Annotated in this window: 19 protein-coding genes; 9 read left to right on the top strand and 10 right to left on the bottom strand. The window is 69.0% G+C overall.

Annotated elements, in window-relative coordinates:
- Positions 1-47: 47 nt before the first annotated feature.
- From E0H92_RS11340 to E0H92_RS11370, 7 genes are all read left to right on the top strand, one after another.
- Entirely contained in the window at positions 48-584 is a 537-nt protein-coding gene (locus tag E0H92_RS11340) for a CGNR zinc finger domain-containing protein (protein ID WP_131467329.1), read from the top strand.
- Positions 585-649: 65 nt separating this feature from the next.
- Entirely contained in the window at positions 650-871 is a 222-nt protein-coding gene (locus tag E0H92_RS11345) for a biotin/lipoyl-binding carrier protein (RefSeq protein ID WP_131467330.1), read from the top strand.
- Between the two features lie 150 nt (positions 872-1,021).
- Entirely contained in the window at positions 1,022-1,702 is a 681-nt protein-coding gene (sigE, locus tag E0H92_RS11350) for an RNA polymerase sigma factor SigE (protein WP_131285582.1), read from the top strand.
- On the top strand, positions 1,699-2,304 hold the full coding sequence (locus E0H92_RS11355; protein ID WP_131467331.1) for an anti-sigma factor family protein: 606 nt from the start codon (positions 1,699-1,701) through the stop codon (positions 2,302-2,304). Before sigE ends, E0H92_RS11355 begins: the two co-directional genes overlap by 4 nt.
- A 3-nt stretch (positions 2,305-2,307) precedes the next feature.
- Positions 2,308-3,363, top strand: coding sequence for a LolA-like protein (locus E0H92_RS11360; protein WP_131467332.1), 1,056 nt, complete (start codon positions 2,308-2,310; stop codon positions 3,361-3,363).
- Between the two features lie 77 nt (positions 3,364-3,440).
- Entirely contained in the window at positions 3,441-4,946 is a 1,506-nt protein-coding gene (locus E0H92_RS11365; protein ID WP_131467333.1) for a S1C family serine protease, read from the top strand.
- A gap of 65 nt (positions 4,947-5,011) precedes the next feature.
- Complete coding sequence (locus E0H92_RS11370) at positions 5,012-5,350, top strand: sec-independent translocase (RefSeq protein ID WP_131467334.1); 339 nt, start codon at positions 5,012-5,014, stop codon at positions 5,348-5,350.
- A gap of 1 nt (position 5,351) precedes the next feature.
- On the opposite strand, the gene E0H92_RS11375 is transcribed toward E0H92_RS11370, so the two are convergent.
- Positions 5,352-5,771, bottom strand: coding sequence for a hypothetical protein (locus E0H92_RS11375; protein WP_131496176.1), 420 nt, complete (start codon positions 5,769-5,771; stop codon positions 5,352-5,354).
- Positions 5,772-5,860: 89 nt separating this feature from the next.
- Between E0H92_RS11375 and E0H92_RS11380 the strand changes: the two genes are divergently transcribed.
- Positions 5,861-6,442, top strand: a complete 582-nt coding sequence (locus E0H92_RS11380; protein WP_131467336.1) for a TetR/AcrR family transcriptional regulator — start codon at positions 5,861-5,863, stop codon at positions 6,440-6,442.
- Here E0H92_RS11380 and E0H92_RS11385 read toward each other — a convergent pair.
- The 9 genes from E0H92_RS11385 to E0H92_RS11425 form a co-directional block, all read right to left on the bottom strand.
- A complete protein-coding gene (locus tag E0H92_RS11385) occupies positions 6,425-6,970 on the bottom strand; it encodes a GNAT family N-acetyltransferase (protein ID WP_238153408.1) in 546 nt (181 codons plus the stop codon). The genes E0H92_RS11380 and E0H92_RS11385 overlap by 18 nt on opposite strands.
- Positions 6,971-6,984: 14 nt before the next feature.
- A complete protein-coding gene (locus E0H92_RS11390) occupies positions 6,985-8,130 on the bottom strand; it encodes an Mrp/NBP35 family ATP-binding protein (RefSeq protein WP_131467338.1) in 1,146 nt (381 codons plus the stop codon).
- Positions 8,131-8,207: 77 nt separating this feature from the next.
- Positions 8,208-8,771: a PspA-associated protein PspAB gene (pspAB, locus tag E0H92_RS11395; RefSeq protein WP_131496177.1), complete on the bottom strand. Its 564-nt coding sequence runs from the start codon at positions 8,769-8,771 to the stop codon at positions 8,208-8,210.
- A 4-nt stretch (positions 8,772-8,775) separates the two neighbouring features.
- Positions 8,776-9,669, bottom strand: a complete 894-nt coding sequence (gene htpX / locus E0H92_RS11400) for a zinc metalloprotease HtpX (protein ID WP_131496178.1) — start codon at positions 9,667-9,669, stop codon at positions 8,776-8,778.
- Positions 9,670-9,709: 40 nt separating this feature from the next.
- Positions 9,710-10,243: a DUF1003 domain-containing protein gene (locus tag E0H92_RS11405; protein WP_131496179.1), complete on the bottom strand. Its 534-nt coding sequence runs from the start codon at positions 10,241-10,243 to the stop codon at positions 9,710-9,712.
- Positions 10,233-11,510, bottom strand: coding sequence for a magnesium transporter MgtE N-terminal domain-containing protein (locus E0H92_RS11410; RefSeq protein WP_131496180.1), 1,278 nt, complete (start codon positions 11,508-11,510; stop codon positions 10,233-10,235). The genes E0H92_RS11405 and E0H92_RS11410 overlap by 11 nt, the downstream gene beginning before the upstream one ends.
- Positions 11,511-11,555: 45 nt before the next feature.
- Entirely contained in the window at positions 11,556-12,071 is a 516-nt protein-coding gene (locus E0H92_RS11415; protein WP_238173378.1) for a hypothetical protein, read from the bottom strand.
- A 7-nt stretch (positions 12,072-12,078) separates the two neighbouring features.
- Positions 12,079-12,879 carry a helix-turn-helix transcriptional regulator gene (locus tag E0H92_RS11420; RefSeq protein ID WP_165549746.1) on the bottom strand — a complete coding sequence of 267 codons (801 nt, stop codon included), beginning with the start codon at positions 12,877-12,879 and terminating at the stop codon, positions 12,079-12,081.
- Positions 12,872-13,825, bottom strand: a complete 954-nt coding sequence (locus E0H92_RS11425) for a helix-turn-helix transcriptional regulator (RefSeq protein ID WP_165549747.1) — start codon at positions 13,823-13,825, stop codon at positions 12,872-12,874. Before E0H92_RS11425 ends, E0H92_RS11420 begins: the two co-directional genes overlap by 8 nt.
- 320 nt (positions 13,826-14,145) lie before the next feature.
- Between E0H92_RS11425 and E0H92_RS11430 the strand changes: the two genes are divergently transcribed.
- Positions 14,146-17,901, top strand: coding sequence for a S8 family peptidase (locus E0H92_RS11430; protein ID WP_165549748.1), 3,756 nt, complete (start codon positions 14,146-14,148; stop codon positions 17,899-17,901).
- Positions 17,902-17,987: the final 86 nt, after the last annotated feature.

Consider the following 17,987-nt stretch of genomic DNA (forward strand, 5'->3'; position numbering starts at 1 on the left):
GCTGTTACGCGTTACGATCATAGAGGCGTTACGGAGGAGGGAGTCCAGTGGATATCCAGTCGCCGGACCGGCAGGTGCGGCTCGCGGTCGACCTGGTCAACACGCACACCCGCGACCCGGAGCAGTTGACGTCGCCGGCCGATGTCCGTGCGTTCCTCCTCGAGCACGGTGAGTCGGACCCGATCACGCTGGCCGACGACGACCTGGCCGCGGTCCGCGAGGTCCGGGCGCGGGTCCGCGAGGTCTTTCACGCCGACCCGCCGGCAGCGGCCCGGATGCTCAACCAGTTGCTGGAGGAGTACGCCGTACGCCCGTACCTGTCCGACCACGACGGGTCGCCGTGGCACCTGCATGTGGCCAGGCCCGGAGCCACCTGGGCCGACTGGATGGCGGCGACGACCGCGCTCGGTCTGGCGACGTTCGCGGCCGGTCACGGGTTCGAGGCGCTGGGGGTCTGCGCGGCGGTGGACTGCGAGCGGGTGTTCGCCAATCCGGCGGAGAAGCGGCCGCGAAGGTTCTGTACACCGCGGTGCTCGAGCCGGACCCGCGTGGCGTCGTACCGGGCCCGGCAGCACGCCCAGTAGCGGGGCGCTGGCCTGCCACGCCTAGGATCGTGAGTGGGGATTCCGGGAAGTGGGAGGAGTGCGAGTTGAGTCACACCGTGCTGGCCGAGCTGGTGGCCAACGTGCTGAAGGTCACCGCCAAGGCCGGAGACACGGTGGGACCGGATGACGCGCTGGTCATCCTGGAGTCCATGAAGATGGAGATTCCGGTGCTGGCCGAGGTGGCCGGCACCATCGTCGAGCTGAAGGTCGTCGAGGGCGAGGTCGTCCGCGACGGCGACCCGATCGCCGTGATCGAGGAGAAGTAGTTCAACCGAAATGACCTCTCAGGCGTCTTGTGTAGTGAAGGCACCGGCCGGGAACTTCCGGCCGGGGCGCCGCGTTGAGCCGTCGTACGAACAAACCAGGGTCCAGCCCGGGTTTTCCCGACGTGCGCAGAGGACGGTGACCGCGGCACCATGGCCTTCACGCTCATTGCCGAGAGGACCCAGGGAGGCGTTGCGGTGAAGCCGTTCGACACGTCGACGGTCCCCGCACCCCAGCAGGTGCCGGACGTCCCGGATGTGCTGCCGTCGTGGGACGAGATCGTCCGCACCCACTCCGCGCGCGTCTACCGGCTGGCGTACCGGCTGACCGGTAACAAGCACGACGCCGAGGACCTCACCCAGGAAGTGTTCGTCCGGGTGTTCCGCTCGCTGTCGTCGTACACGCCGGGGACCTTCGAGGGCTGGCTCTACCGGATCACCACGAACCTGTTCCTGGACGGCGCCCGCCGCAAGCAGCGGATCCGCTTCGACGGCCTGCCCGAGGACGCGCACGACCGGCTCCCGGCCAAGGGCGAGGGACCGGCCGAGAAGCTGGACTCGGACCTGTTCGACCACGACGTGCAGGACGCGCTCGACGCGCTGCCCGAGGACTTCCGCGCGGCCGTGGTGCTGTGCGACATCGAGGGCATGACGTACGACGAGATCGCGGACGTCCTGGACGTGAAGCTCGGCACCGTCCGCAGCCGCATCCACCGCGGCCGGTCGATGCTGCGCAAGCACCTGGAGCACCGGGCCCCGCGGTCCGGTCAGACCCGGGTCGGCGGCCCGCCGGTCGACGGCGGCCTCTTCGGCGACGGAGGTGACCTCGCATGACGCACCCGCTGGACAAGCTGAGTGCCGTGGTCGACGGCCAGCTCGACCACGACTCCCGTGACAAGGTCCTGAGCCACCTGGTCGGCTGCGACACCTGCCGTTCCGAGGTGGACGCGCAGCGCCGGCTGAAGGCGCGGATCGCCGCGCTCGAGTCGCCGGATCCGTCGACCGACCTGATGCAGCGCCTGATGGGTGTCTCGTCGTTCTCGACCGAGCCACGCGAAGAGGTCCGCCCAGTGGTCACGCCGGTCAGCGTGTTCCCGCAGCGGTCCGCGTTCCCAGCGGGGCGCACAGGTGGCACCCGACCCGGACCCGCCCGCGGCACCCGCTCCCGCCGTCGCAGCGGCGTCCTGGGCGCAGCCGGCTCAGCTGCCGCAGTTGCCTCCCTGCTCGGTACGGCGTTCGTCGTCGGCGACCCGTCCCGCTCGGAGCAGCCGCCGACGTTGCAACCGCCGGTCGCGAGCTTCTCGTCCGATCACGCGAGCACCAGCGGCGGAGCGCCGTTCGCCGACCCGGTCGCGCTGCTGAACTCCTACAACGGCGCGGGGTACGCGGGGCTGAACAACCCGACGCTGCGCCCGGTGGCCCTGACAGGACGCTGACCGGTGAGCCTCTCCCGGCTCGCCGTCCTGGTCAGCACCGCTCTGATCGGCTTCGGCCTGCCCACGTCCGCGGCAGCCGTCGTGCCGGCACTGTCGAAGACGGACTCGCCGACGGCGGTCAGCTGGCTGCAGCGAGCGGCCCTCGCGCCGAACCAGGTCTCGTACCACGGTACGCAGATCATCACCGCCTGGGGACCGCAGGGCGCCAGCTCCGCGATGCTGGACATCCTGCACGCGGCGTCACAGGGCTCTGAGATCAGCGTGCTCGGTTCGTCCGCACCTGGTGCGAAGGCGTTCGTGCAGCGCGCCACCACGGCGGACGCCGCCATCGACGGCGGACCGCTGGCGTTGCTGCAGGCGACGTACCACCTGGTCGACAAGTGCTGCACCGACCTGATCGGCCGGACCGCTGTGCTCGTGGAGGCGCTGCGGGACGATGAGACGCTGGCGGCCAAGTTCTGGATCGATAAGGCGACCGGGCTGCTGCTGCAGCGTCAGCTGTTCAGTGCGGACGGAAAGACGATGGTGCGCGCGACCGTGTTCACCGAGCTGGAGATCGAGGGCTCGGAGTTCATCGGCCACCTGCCGCCGACCGTGCCGAGCGGTGTCGAGTCGCTGGGCATGGGCAAGGTGGACAACCTGCGTTCCGAGGGCTGGGTCTGCGCGCCGGAGCTGCCTGCGTCGCTCAAGCTGTACGACGTCCACCAGGACACCAGTAACGGCTCTCTGCAGTTCTCGTACTCGGACGGGCTGTTCAACGTCTCCCTGTTCGAGCAGCGCGGCACGCTGGATCCGGCCGCGGTCCAGGGCTTCAGCAGCACCGACAGCCCGGGTGTGTACCTGCGGTACGGCATGCCCTCGTACGTCGTCTGGTCGTCCGGCGGAATCGTCTACACGCTGATCGGGGATCTGCCGCCCGACCAGCTCGGACAGGTGGTCAGATCCTTCCCGCACGAGCTGCCGACGGAGCTCAGTGCGATCCAGCGAGTGGGGTCCGGGCTGGCCAAAATCGCGACCTGGCTCACTCCGATGGGTGCACTCTCGCCGAAGCTGGGATAATCAAAGATGGAAGTGTGTCCCGGTTACCTCCGGGAGGCTTCCACCGACGACCACGACGACGACGTGAGGCGGGCACCGTGACGAGCGACGACGCCGAGCCGACAGTTCCGAATCCGGCGACCGCGGAACCGACCGCGGTCCTGCCCACCGCGGGCGCACCCGACGGGAACGGCACCGCGGCAGGTCCGCCGCTGACCGGTCTGACCCCGCCGGCTCCCGGCGCGGGCGCGATGCCGCTGCGGACACCCGGCTCGGACTCGGCGTACCGGCAGACGAACGGCGGCCTGACCAACGGCGGCCCGACGAACGGTGCGCTGACGAACGGGGCGCGGTCTACCTCGCAGCGCAGCTTCGGGCGCCCGGAGCCGCAGCAGCAGACCTTCCGTCCGGTGTACCAAGGGCAGGCCTGGCCGACCGAGCAGCCGCAGTACCGGCCTGCGTACGTGCCGCCGCCACCGGCCGACTGGCACCAGCAGCAGGCCCGCTCGTACGCGTCGGAGCCGCAGAAGCTCAACCGGGTCGTCACCATCGCCGGTCTGGTCGCGCTGGTCATCGGCGTCCTGGCCGGCGCCGGTGCGGCCACGGCCGTCGTCGCGCTCAGTGGCAACGACACACCGATCGCGCAGCAGCCGAACCCGCCGGTCGGCACCGGAGCCGACCCGAAGATCCGTACCGGCTCGGTGTCCGCGGTCGCCGCGACCCTCCTGCCCAGCGTGGTGCAGCTGAAGGTCGAAGGCTCGGACAACTCCGACGCCACCGGGTCCGGGTTCGTGATCGACAATGTCGGGCACATCCTGACCAACAACCACGTCGTCGCGGCAGCGGCCAAGGGCGGCTCGATCCAGGTCGTCACGAACGACAACAAGACCGCGACCGCGCGGCTCGTCGGCCGCTCCCCGGCGTACGACCTGGCCGTCGTGCAGGTGGCCGGCCTGACCGCGCCCTCGGTGCAGTTCGGCCGGTCGGACCAGGCGGTCGTCGGGCAGGACGTGGTCGCGATCGGCTCGCCGCTCGGGCTGGCCGGCACGGTCACCTCGGGCATCATCTCGGCGAAGAACCGGCCGGTGACGACCGGCGACGACACCGGCCAGGCGTCGTCGTACATCAGCGCGCTGCAGACCGACGCCGCGATCAACCCGGGCAACTCCGGTGGTCCGCTGGTCGACATGAACGCGCGGGTGATCGGCGTGAACTCCGCGATCGCCACTGTCCGCGGATCCGAGGAGGGGCAGAGCGGGAGCATCGGGCTCGGGTTCGCGATCCCGATCGACCAGGCCCGGCGGACCGCGCAGCAGCTGATCGCCACCGGTAAGGCGTCGTACCCGGTGATCGGGGCCAGTGTGGACATGATGTTCGAGGGCGGCGCCCGGGTCAGTGCGGTGAGCCCGAGTTCGCCGGCCGCCCGGGCCGGTCTGCGCGTCGGTGACGTGATCACCTCGATCAACAACGACCCGGTCGACAGCGCCGAGGTGCTGATCGTCGCGATCCGCACCCACCAGCCGGGTGAGGCCGTGCGGCTCGCGTACGAGCGCGGCGGGCGGTCCCGGACGGTTACGCTCACTCTCGCCCAGCAGATCGGCTGACGGGTGCTACCCAGGGTCGGGATAGGCTGGGCGCAGTCCGGGACGAAGTACGGAGAGGTGGGGACATGTTCGGCATCGGGCCACTCGAACTGGTCGTGATCGCGATCGTCGCCGTACTCGTTTTCGGTCCGGATCGGCTGCCGGAGTTCGCCCGTACGGCGGGACGTCTGCTGCGCCAGGTCCGTCAGATGGTGACGAACGCGCAGAACGATCTACGCAACGAGCTCGGTCCGGAGTACGCCGACCTCGAGCTGCAGGACCTGAACCCGAAGAACTTCGTCCGCAAGCACCTGCTCGAGCCGATGGACGACGACGATGACAAACCCGTCGCCAACTTCGTCGACAGTGCCCCGCAACGCCTCCCGGCCGGCGCCAAGCCGCCGTACGACCCCGAGTCGACCTGACTCATCTCCGTCGGAGGAGCAGAGCCGTCGCGACCGCGCCGGCGACCGCGGGCAGGAGCGCTAGGGCGCCCCAGAGCGGCGGGTACGGTTGGACGCCGTACTCGGACGCGACCAGTAGCGTCACGCCCAGCGAGGCCGTGAGCAGTACGACGAGTACGCCGACGCCTGCTGCGGCCAGGCGGTGCGAGCGGGCCAGCCCCGCGACCAGTAGCCACAACAGGGCGTCCAGGACCGCTACGCCGTACAGCAGGCCGTAGAGCGCGCCCTCGGACGCGTGCTTGCCGTACGAGGCGTAGCCCGACGAGGCGTGGTCGAACAGGCTGCGGCTGCCGGCCTGGTCGACGATCGCGATGGCGGCCAGCAGGACCGAGAGTCCGACCGCGAGCAGCGCTGTGCGCTTTTCAGAAAGTGACTGTCTCATGCAAGTGACTGTACGAACGTCGGTTCGGCCTGGTCAAGAGATTTAGACAGTGACTTGCTGAAGCGCGTCACTGTCTCTAAGGTCGGGGTATGGCTACCGGTCTGCGGGAACGCTGGCGCGAGAAGGCGCGGCGGACGATCCAGGAGTGCGCGCTCGACCTGTTCGACGAGCGCGGGTTCGGCGCGGTGACGATCGAGGAGATCGCCGCCGCGGCCGAGGTGTCGCCGTCGTCGGTGTACCGCTACTTCGGCACCAAGGAAGGCCTGATCGTCGCCGACGAGTTCGACACGATGAGCCAGGAGGCGCTGGAGGAGCTGTTCGACCGTGAGGACCCGGTCGGCACGATGACCCGGATCGTCCGCGACTACGAGGCGGCGCCGGGCGGCGGCGAGCCGGTCCCGTGGCGGCGGATCCGCTACTTCTTCAAGGAACCGTCGGTGCGTACGGCGTTCTGCGCGTCGCTGGACCGCGCCAGCCTGCGCATCGCGCCGCTGATGGCCGGCGGCCGGCTCACCGAGACCCAGGCCCGGGTGGCCGCGAACGCCCTTGTTTTCGGCTACTTCGCGGCGTTGGAGCAGTGGTATCTCGACGGCGGAACGCGGCCCGTCGCGGCGTACGTCGAGGAAGGTCTGTCCCCGCTCCGCCCGATCTGGTCAGTCGGTGATCAGTAGGTCGTAGGTGACCTTGTCGTCGACTCCGCCGCCGATCTCGAAGGCGGCGCGCTCCGTGCCGACATGCCGGAAGCCGGCCTTCTCCGCGGTACGGCGGGCCGCCGTGTTGGAGGCCGCCGTACGGATGAAGATCCGCCGGCCGCCGAACCCGCCGGCGTTCGCGGAAGCGAAGTACCACTGGGCGACCCGCCGGATCGCCTCGCTCATCACGCCGCCGCCCTGCGCCTCGGGATGCATCCAGTACCCCACCTCGGCGTCGCGGACCGCGCCGCGGACGTGGATGCCGAAGAGCGTGAGGTTGCCCAGCCCCTGATCCGTCGCGGCGTCCGCCACGCACCAGTTGAACCGCGTCCCGGCCGCTGCCTGCTCGGCCAGGTCCTTCAGCCAGAACCGCGCGTCCTCCACGGTGAACGGCTGCGGGATGAACGGCAGGAAATGCGCGGTCGCCTGGTTGGTGCGAGCCGCGGAGATCCGTGGCAGCTCGTCGTCACGCCACCTCCGCAACCGCAACCGCGCCGTCTCCAGCACGGGGTGATCCACTGTCAGCGGCCCGCGGGGGAGAGGCCGAGCTGGCGGCCGAGGAGGCCGCGCGGCTTGCCGCCCAGGGTCGAGGCGATCTTGTCGAGGACCTGCGCCGCGGGGGTGTCGGGGTCGGCGGCCACGAGCGGCTGGCCGAGGTCGCCGCCGGCGCGGAGCCGCTCGTCGAGCGGGATCTCGCCGAGCAGCGGGATGCTGTACCCGAGGCGTGCGGACAGGGTCTCCGCGACGCGGGTGCCGCCGCCGGTGCCGAAGATCTCGATGCGGTGCTCGGGACCGCAGTGCGGGCAGGGCAGGTACGACATGTTCTCGACCACGCCGGCCACCCGCTGGTGCACCATCTGCGCCATCGTGCCGGCCCGCTCGGCCACCTCCGCGGCGGCCTCCTGCGGGGTCGTCACGACGATCACCTCGGCGCTGGTCAGCCGCTGACCGACGGAGATCGCGATGTCACCGGTGCCGGGCGGTAGGTCCAGGAGCAGTACGTCGAGGTCGCCCCAGTAGACGTCCGCGAGCATCTGCACCAGCGCCCGGTCGAGGATCGGGCCGCGCCACGCGACCACCTGGTCGCGCTTCGGCTTCAGCATGCCGATCGAGATCACCTTCACGCCGTGCGCGGGCACCGGCATGATCATGTCGTCCACCGCGGTCGGCCGCTCGTCGGCGACGCCGAACATGGCCGGCACCGAGTGGCCGTAGATGTCCGCGTCGAGGACGCCGACCGACAGCCCCTGCTTGGCCATCGCGACCGCGAGGTTGACCGTCACCGACGACTTGCCCACGCCGCCCTTACCGGACGCGATCGCGAACACCTTGGTCAGCGAGTCCGGCCGGGAGAACGGGATCTCCTTCTCGGCCACGCCGCCGCGCAACTGGGTCTGCAGGGCCGCGCGCTGCTCGGCGGACATCACGCCCAGGTCGATCTCGACGCCGGTGACACCGTCCAGTTTGCTCACCGCGGCAGTGATGTCCCTGCGCAGCGTGTCCTTCATCGGACAGCCGGCGACGGTCAGCAGGATGCGTACGGCGACCACGCCGTCCTCGCGGACGGCGACGGTCTCGACCATCCCCAGATCCGTGATCGGCTTCTTGATCTCCGGATCCATTACGCCACCGAGCGCCGTGGTCACCTGATCAGCAGTGGGAGCCATGCCCCCAGGCTACGTGCTCCGCCGGCACGCCCCGACCGCAGTCCGTGTGACGTAGGCCCGGGAAGGTGAACCTAACCTCAGAGGCCGGGGGCGCCGTAGATGGGGAACCAGCGGGAGAGGTCCGGTTCGAAGTTCAGGTCGGCGCCCACGACGGACTTGATCTGGAGCTCCTGGGCGTTGTCGCGGCGGTCCGTGCCGACGGGAACGAACGGGTACCAGGAGCCGCGTTTGTAGAGGTAGACGAGGCCCACGGACTGGCTGCCGTTGGTGAAGGCGACGAGGGTGCAGAGCAGGGCGTTGCCGTAGCCGGCGTCGACGAGCGACGTGTTGACCGCGTGCAGGTCGGTGACCAGGGTCTCCAGGTCGTCCGGGGCCGTCTGCCGGACCAGCCAGGTGAAGCCGTACGAGTCCGTCGTACTGGTGAACTTGCCGTTGTCCAGCGCGAGCAGCTTGTCGACCTCCTCGCGCAATGCGGTGAACCCACCGCCCTCGGCCGCCTTGAAACAGACCGAGCCACTGCCCGTCGGGCGGAAGCCGGCCGCGGTCTCCAAGGTGATCGCGGCCGACGGAAGCGAGAACAGCTGATCGAGATTCGGCGGCACAGCCTTGCTGCGCCCGAGCAGGATGTCGAGGAGGCCCATGTGTCTAAGCTTGCTCGCCCAGCTCGCGGGAGAGCGTACCGAGGCGGTCGAGGCGTGTCTCGAGCGACGGGTGCGTGGAGAACAGCGACGACAGACTCTTGCCGGTGATCGCCGGCGCGAAGAAGAATGCGTTGAACGCCTGCGCCTGGCGCAGGTCGCGGGACGGTATCTGTGCGATGTCCCCGCTGATCTTCGTCAATGCCGATGCCAGCGTCGAGGGTCTGCCGGTCAGCATCGCTCCGGCCCGGTCCGCGGCCAGTTCGCGGTACCGCGACAGGGCCCGGGTCAGCAGGAACGAGATCGCGTACACGGCGATGGACACCCCGATGATCGTCAGCATGATCACCGCCGCGTTCTGGTCGCGGTTCCGCCCGAGGCCGCCGTACAGGCCGAAGCGGGTGATCAGGCCGGCGAGTACGCCGAGGAAGGACGCGATCGTCATCACGGCGACGTCCCGGTGCGCGACGTGCGAGAGCTCGTGCGACAGCACGCCCTCGAGCTCGTCGCGGTCCAGGCGGCGCATGATGCCGGTGGTCACGCACACGACGGCGTTCTTCGGGTTGCGGCCGGTCGCGAACGCGTTCGGCAGGTCGACGTCGGCGATCGCGACCCGCGGTTTCGGCATGTCGGCGAGCGCGCACAGCCGGTCGATCGCGCCGTGCAGCTCCGGTGCCTCCTCGGGGGTGACGATCCGGCCGTGCATCGCGTAGAGCGCGATCCGGTCGGAGAACCAGTACTGCGCGAAGAGCATGCCGCCGGCGATCAGCACCGCGAGCACCGCGCTCCGGGTCAGTGCGATCAGCAGCGCCACGAAGCCGACGTACAGCAGGCCGAGCAGGAAACTGGTGATCACCATCCGGCTGGACAGCCCGCGATCAGGCGCGAATCGAGTCTTCATCCCACGTCCTTCCTCACCTGATAGCGAGGGTAGCTCGCGTTCAAACCCGGTCGTCCTCGCGTGTGTCGAGGTCGGCGAGCAGGGAGCGGAGCTCGGAGCGCAGGAAGTCGCGGGTGGCGACCTCGCCGACCGCCATCCGCAGCGCCGCCACCTCGCGGGCCAGGAACTCCATGTCGGCCCGGGTCCGCGCGTCGACGTCCCGGTCGCGTTCGTACTGCACCCGGTCGCGGGCCTCCTGCCGGTTCTGGGCGAGCAGGATCAGCGGAGCGGCGTACGACGCCTGCAGGCTGAGTGCCAGTGTGAGGAAGATGAACGGGTACTGGTCGAACCGCACGCTCTCCGGCGCGAAGATGTTCCAGCCGACCCAGAACAGGATGGTCGCGGTCATGTAGACCAGGAACCGTCCGGTGCCGAGGAAGCGGGCGATCCGTTCGGACAGCCGCCCGAATGCGTCGGCGTCGTACGCCGCTCGCGGGACGAAGGTCCGTCGCCAGTCGCGCGGTACGTCGAGCCGTGTCGTCGTACCGCGGAAGAGCCGGCGCTCGTCCGTGGACAGGCGGTCGTCACGAGCCATCGTGGTCTACCTCCTGGTCGCCCGGTTCGGCATGGTCGTGTTCTCGCCAGTCGTCGGGGAGCAGGTGGTCGAGGACGTCGTCCACGGTCACCGCGCCGATCAGCCGGCCCTCGTCGTCGAGCACCGGCGCTGCGACCAGGTTGTACGTCGCGAGGTACTTGCTGACCGTCTGCAGGCTGTCGTCCGGCCGCAGCCCGTCCAGGTCGGTGTCAAGGACGGCGGACACCAGTTCGGAGGGCGGCTCGCGCAGCAGCCGCTGGATGTGGCCGATCCCGATGAACCGTCCGGTCGGCGTTTCCAGCGGCGGCCGGCACACGTAGATCATCGCGGCCAGTGCCGGGCTCAGGTCCGCGTTGCGTACGCGGGCGAGTGCCTCGGCCACGGTGGCGTCCACGGGCAGGATGACCGGCTCCGACGTCATCAGACCGCCGGCGGTGTGCTCCTCGTAGGTCAGCAACCGGCGTACGTCTTCGGCTTCCTCGGGCTCCATGAGCGTCAGCAGACGCTCGGCTGTCTCGGTAGGCAGCTCAGCGATCAGGTCAGCGGCGTCGTCCGGGGACATCTCTTCCAGCACGTCCGCGGCCCGCTCGGTGTCCAGACCGGCGAGGATCTCGACCTGGATGTCCTCAGGCAACTCCTCGAGGACGTCGGCCAGCCGCTCGTCGTCCAGCGCGACGGCGATCTCCTTGCGCCGCTTGGGAGACAGGTCATGCAGTACGCCGGCCAGGTCCGCGGCACGCATCGACTCGAACGCGGCGAGGATGTGGGTCGCGCCCTGCCCCTCCTCGACCTGGGTGAACCCGCTGACGTCGGTCCAGTCGAGCACATGGGTCTGTCCGCGGCGCCGGAACCGTTTGGAGCCCTCCCGGACCGCCACCTTGGTCAGCAACCAGTCCCGGGTCCGCCACTGCTCCATCGCCATGTCGAACACCACCGCGGTGGCGCCGGTGTCGGCGATCGTGACGGTGCGGTCGAGCAGTTCGCCCAGGACGAGTACCTCGGTCGTGCGCTGCTCGAAGCGCCGCATGTTGAGCAGGCCGGTCGTGATGACGTGGCCGACGTCGACCGAGGTCACCCGGGTCATCGGCAGGAAGATCTTGCGCCGGGTGAACACCTCGACGACCAGGCCGAGCACGCGGGGCGGCTGGTCGCCCTGGCGCATCATGGCCACGACGTCCCGGACCTTGCCGACCTGGTCCCCGTTGGGGTCGTACACCGGCAGACCCGCCAACCGGGCGACGTATACCCGCGACGGAGATCCACTCATGGTCGAAGGCTAACCCGTCGAACCTGAGTCTCGGCGGAACCCTGGCTAGCTCAGCTTGGGGCGGCGGCGCACTGGGCGATGCAGTGTGATCGGTGCCTTGCCGCGGGTCGTGGCCCGGGTCGGTACCGGGGCCTCGGTCCGCGGTGTCGCGTCGTACCGCCCGGCCGACTCGCTGATCTCACCGGTGGGCTCCAGCACGAGGATGTCCGCCTCCGTGCTCCACCGCTCCAGCTGAGTGTCCAGCTCGGCTGCGTTCAGCCGCTCGCTGCGGAGTACCTGCGCGGCTGCTGTCCACTCCTCGCTTCCGGGGTCCAGCCGCCGCACCGTCGCCTTCCAGCTCGCAAGCCGGTTCGTGGCCGGCTTGGCCGGTACGACGACCTCGACCGCGGCCGCTGCTACGAGTCCGGGCAGCGGCTGCTCCGCACCGTCGGCTGAGTCGGCCAGGACGACGTACTGCCCCTCGACCGTGGAGAACCACGCCGGCACCGGTCGCCGGCCGTCCCACGCCAGCCAAACGAGTCCGGCCTTCTTCATGACGCCAGCGATCTCCTCGGTGCTCACAGGCACATTATTGACCTTTGATCGCAGCTTGAGCGCCAGCCTGAAACCGGGTCCGCGCGCCGAGCTCTTGCATCAGTGCAGCGATCTTCCGTTGTGCCGTGCGTTCGCTGACCCCCAGCTGCCGGGCAATGGCCTGGTCGGTCAGACCTGCGAGGAGGAGCTTGACGAGGGTGCCGTCGGCCTTCACCGGCAGCGCCCCTTCCCACAACGCCTCGAACAGCTCGACGTACGCATCGAACAGCCCGCATGGCTGCACCAGCACGGCGGACTCCTCGCTCAGCAGAACCAGTGCGAGCCGATCATCAGCCAGATACAGGTGGATCGGCAGCGCCGGCAGCACTCGTGCGGTCTCGTTGCCATGCGCATCGAGTACGCCGTGCTCGTACACCGTCCTGCACTCGGCCCGCTGCACCGGCGGATCGCCGTACGGCGCCTTCACGAGTCGACGCAGCTCGGTACGGGCCGCTGCCTGCACCTGGTCGATCCGCTGCCGGACAGCCCCACCACCTGTCACCAGCTCGACCAGTGTCGCGGTCGGAGTCCCGGTGTGATTGCGGTACGCCGCTGACAGGTCGTCGATGTGTGCGCGTGCGTCACGCAGCAGGCGCTCCTGCTCCAGCAGCAGCACCTCCAACGCGATATCCGGCGCCACAGCCACGTAACGCTCGCCCACGCGGCTGACGAGGCCCTTGGCGATCAGGCCGGTCAGTACGGCGTTCTGCTCGTTGTCCGCGGGGCCAGACGCCACGAGAGCGCTGTAGGTCGCCTCCTCGTCCGGGGACAGGCCCAGCGCCGTCAGGTCACCCACGGTGTCCCAGCCAGCCCCGCAGTACGGCCTGGTAGCCCGCTTCGAAGCGGGTGTCAGCGTTGAGGCGGTGCCGCATCCCGTCGATGTGTTTGCGGACGGTCCGCTCGCTCCAGCCCAGATGCACCGCCATCTCGTTGTCGGTGAAGCCGGACATCAGCAGAGCGAGCAGATCGCGTTCGGCCGCCGTCGGACGGTCGGTAGCCGGCGGCTGCGGGTCGTACGTCGCCAACGGGACGGCCTTGCGCCAGTACAGCTCGAACAACGCGGCCAGACCCTCCACCATCACCGGGTCGTGGACCAGCAGCGCGGTCTCATGACGCGTCGCGTGGACGTCGAACGGGACGAAGGCCATCGGCGCATCGGTGACGATCAGCTTCATCGGTACGTCGCCGACCCGGGCCTGCTCGCCGTCCGCGATGCCCTGGATCAGCGCGGCCAGCCGCCCCGGCCGGTCCACCGAACCGCGACGGTCATAGATCACGCGGAACGACACACCGCGCTTCAGCTGGTCGATCTCCAGCTGGTTCACCTGGTTCGGGTCGTCGCGGTACGGCGGCGCGTCCCAGCCGCACACCTCGTTCCGTGCGCCCAGCAACAACCTGCTCATGGTCTGCGCGATCTCCTGGTCACCATGGAGCACTTCGACCAGGTCGGCCGGCTCGCGTCGCGCCGTACTCCCGTGGAACCGCACTGTCAGCTCCACCATCTTCCGACGGGCATCCGCCAGCTCCCGCTCGCGCCGTCGGGCCAGCACGTCCAGGGCGGTGTCCGGCGGCAGTACGACGTACCTCGGGGGATCTGTGCTGACCAGGGTGACGAGATCGAGGTCGACCAGCTTGGCCAGCGCACGGGACCCGGCCAGCTCTGTTGCGCGGACCGGAGGGCAGGAGACGAGTTCCTCGTACAGGGCCTGCTCCTCGCGGTTCAGACCGAGTGACTCGAGCACTGACCGATCATCTCCGGTTTCCGCCATTGGCGGGAACTGCACAGCCAGACCGCTTCCGGACATGTCGCACCCCTGACAGCCTCGCCAACATGACTGTGCTGAATGCTGCGCCTCCGGCGCAGCGGATCCTGGGGCTGTTACTCCCGGCCTTCCCTCGTCGCTCCGGTCGCTTCGCTCCCTCCGCTCCTCAGTCCAGGCCGGGAGGCCCCAGGATCGGATGGCGCGCCCCCGTCGCCGTGCTGTCGGCTCTCGCACTCCTGCTCGGTTCTACGACCGCGAGGGCTGCTGACACGCCGCCTGCTCCGCCGGCCGCACAGCAGGTGGCTGAGCCGGCCGGGAGCGAGCAGGTCACGCTGATCACCGGCGACCAGGTCACGTACCGGTTCACCGCGGACGGTACGCCGCTCGACGCCGACGTCACCCCGGCGCCACGGGAGAACGGCCGCCCGGTCGTCTTCACCGAACTGCACCAAGGCGACCAGTACTACGTCTACCCGTCCGACGCGTCCGAGCTGATCAGAACAGGCCGCCTCGACCGGCGGCTGTTCGACGTGGCCTACCTGACGAAGTACGGCTACACCGACAGCAAGAGCACGACGCTGCCCTTGATCCTCCAGAGCAGCAGCACGTCCGCACTGCCCGGCACACGTCGCGTCAAGGCATTGCCCAGCATTCGTTCGGAGGCCGTCACACTCGGCAAGTCGCAGGTGCGTGGCTTCTGGGCGGCCGTCGACACCCCGACGGCTCGCACGCTGGACGGTGTGGCGAGTGTCTGGCTCGACGGCAAGGTGCAGGCGAGTCTGGACGTCAGCGTGCCGCAGATCGGTGCACCGTCGGCGTGGCAGGCCGGCTACACCGGCAAGGGCGTCAAGGTCGCCGTACTCGACACCGGGATCGACCAGACCCATCCCGACCTCGCCGGGAAGGTCACCGAGGCAGTGAGCTTCGTACCTGGGCTGGATGCCACCGACAAGCACGGCCATGGCACCCATGTGGCCGACACCATCGTCGGTTCCGGCGCCGCGTCCGGTGGGAGGTACAAGGGCGTAGCGCCGGACGCCACACTGATGGTCGGGAAGGTGCTCGACAACAGCGGTGGTGGTTTCGAATCCGGCATCATCGCGGGCATGCAGTGGGCGGCCTCGCAGGGGGCCGACGTGATCAGCATGAGTCTCGGCGGTTGCTGCACCGACGGCACGGACCCGATGAGTCAGGCCGTGAACGACCTGACTGCGCAGTACCACACCCTGTTCGTGATCGCGGCGGGCAACGACACCGCGGCCGGCACGGTCGGTGCGCCAGGGGTCGCGGACGCGGCGCTGACTGTCGCGGCGGTCGACAAGCAGGACCAGCGGGCCTCGTTCTCCAGCCAGGGGCCGCGACGAGTCGACTACGGCCTCAAGCCGGACATCTCCGCGCCGGGTGTTTCGATCGTGGCCGCTCGCGCAGCAGGTACGTCGCTCGGCCCACTCGTCGGCGACAAGTACACGAGCCTCAGCGGCACGTCCATGGCCACACCGCATGTCGCCGGCGCGGCGGCTTTGCTGGCGCAGCAGCACCCCGATTGGACGGGTGAGCAGCTCAAGAGCCATCTGATCAGCAGCAGCAAGCAGATCAACGGTACGGCGTACCAGGTCGGCTCCGGTCGCGTCGACGTCGCACGTGCTGTCACACAAGACGTCTACAGCACGGGCAACCTGGACTTCGGCATCCTCCCGGAGCCGTACGACGTACCGGCCACGAAGACCATCACGTACGTCAACACGACCGCTGAGCCCGTCACGCTGCAGTTGACCGCGTCCATCAAGGCGACCGAAGGTACGGCGCCGCCGAACGCGTTGCAGGTGCCTGCCACGGTCACGGTTCCCGCCAACGGGTCCGCACCGGTCACAGCGACGTTCGACCCCAGTGGTCCGGGCACCTGGTACCAGGGTTCGATCGTCGCTACGAATGGCCAGACCGAGCTGCGTAACGCCGTAGCGGCGTACACGCACGCGGCGCGGCACAAGCTGACCGGGTCCATCAAGCTCCCGGCCGGTGCGACCGACGTGCAGTACAACACCTGGTACTTCCTGCGCACCGACGACCAGAACGACCTCGACATCACCAACAACGTCGGGTACGCCGGGGGAGCGCAGAACATCAGCGGCACGCTCGACGAGGGCACGTACAGCGTCCAAACGTCCATCAACTGGCGTGACGCGGCCGGCAACCCTCAGGTCACGCTGCTGACCAGTCCACAGGTCGACGTGCGCTCCGACCAGAACGTCGTACTGGACGCGAGCACTGCGAGCAGGGTGAGTACGCGGACCCCACTGGCTTCCGTGCCGGTTGACACCCAGGTCGGGTGGGCTCAGACGTCAGCATCTGGCATGTGGACGCTCCGGGTCAGTGCCTCCTCGCTGTACAAGCAGGAGTGGGGTCTGTGGGTCACGCCAACGCAGCAGGTCACGGTTGGTCAGTTCCTGTGGCGTGACGACCGGCTGCTCACCACACCACCAGTAACGATGTATGCCGGTGGCAGGACCCTCGACGCGAAGTACGTGAGTCTCGAAGCAGAGGACCCACGCTTCGACGGTACAAAGGTGCTCCCGCTCGTGTTCGGTACGCCGGCGCGCGGTGCGGTCGTGCTGCTAGACGTATCCGACCTCTGCCCTGCCGCCGCGTGGTCCTGCAAATCCGGTGTACTGGCGAGAGCTCAGGCCGCGCACCAGGCCGGCGCGGCTGGTGTGCTCCTGTACGGCGCACGCGGCCGGGCGGTTCCGGTCGACGATGTCGCCGTACCGATCCCGGTGCTGACGATCCCTGCGGCGCAAGGGCAGGCGCTACGGGCCCACCTGCCGCGAGTGGTGACTGTACGAGGCAAGGCGGCGATGCCGTACGTCTACGCGATGTCCTACCCCGTCGAGGGACGAGTGCCCCTGACGCAGAAGACAGTCAGCGCACGCGACGTGTACCGCTTCGACAGCAGCTACCACGGCGACGCGCCCGGCACGGTCGCGCTCAGCTGGAATGCTGCGAAGAAGTACGGCCGCAGCCTGGGCAGTGTGAAGCTGACGATGCGCGGGCCGGGCACACTCACCGAGTACGTCGGCCCGATCCAGGACGACGTACGACGCAATCGAGGCGCCGGGCTGACGTACGACGCACCCGCCGACATGGAGCCGTTCCACCGCTCCGGATGGGTGCAGAGCCGCGGCGACGTGCTCACGCGGCCGGGTCGACGTACTGACACGTACGGCGAGCAGCCGCTGGTGCACTCGGCGCTGCGGACCGTGACGCCCGAGGACAACGACTACACCTGGCAGCTGTGTCAGGCGTGCCGCAGCGGCAACATCTTCATGCCCTGGCACACCCAGAGCAGCGACGGCCTGGCCGCGGGCACGCAGACGTACTACATCCCCGAGATCCTGCGCGGCGAGCCGCAGACGCAGATCAAGCTCTGGGGACCGGACGGCCAGGAGATCCCTGTCGAGCAGGGCTTCTGGGTGTTCTTCATCGCGGTCATCGGCGTGCCGTACTTCGTTCTGCCCGACGCACCGGGCCGGTACCGGATGACCGAGACGTACCCCGCGCCGTACAAGCTGCAGAAGTGGTCGCGGACCGTCGCGTCGGAGTGGACGTTCACCACGGCCAAGCCCACGGACGGCTTCCCGTACCGGCCGCCGAAGGGGTACGGCGTGCACTGCGGGACCTGGGACACGATCACCCGACTAGGACAGGACAAGGGCAGCTGCGCGGCCAACAGCCAGCTGTACTTGGGCTACGACCTCGGACTGCGCCTGAACAACACCCTGCCCGCCGGACGCGACAACAGGATCACCATCAGCGGCTACCACCACTCGTATCTCGGGAGCGACCCGGAGCTGACCAGTCTGAAGCTGTCGGTCAGCTACGACGACGGGGCCACGTGGCAGTCGGTGCGGACGACGAAGTCGGGTCGGAGCGAGTACACCGCCGTACTGAAGCACCCGAGGAGCGCCAAAGCAGTCAGCCTGCGCACGGAGGGCGTGGACGCCGCGGGCAACACGATCAAGCAGACCATCACCCGCGCGTACGGTCTCACCGCCCGCTGACGCCCAACTTTGAGAAGCCACCGATCATTTTTCGGGCGTCGAAATGATTGGTGGCTTCTCAAAGTGGTGAATCGGGACACACTCGG

This window comes from Kribbella speibonae (assembly GCF_004331375.1).
GTDB classification, from domain to species: Bacteria; Actinomycetota; Actinomycetes; order Propionibacteriales; family Kribbellaceae; genus Kribbella; species Kribbella sindirgiensis.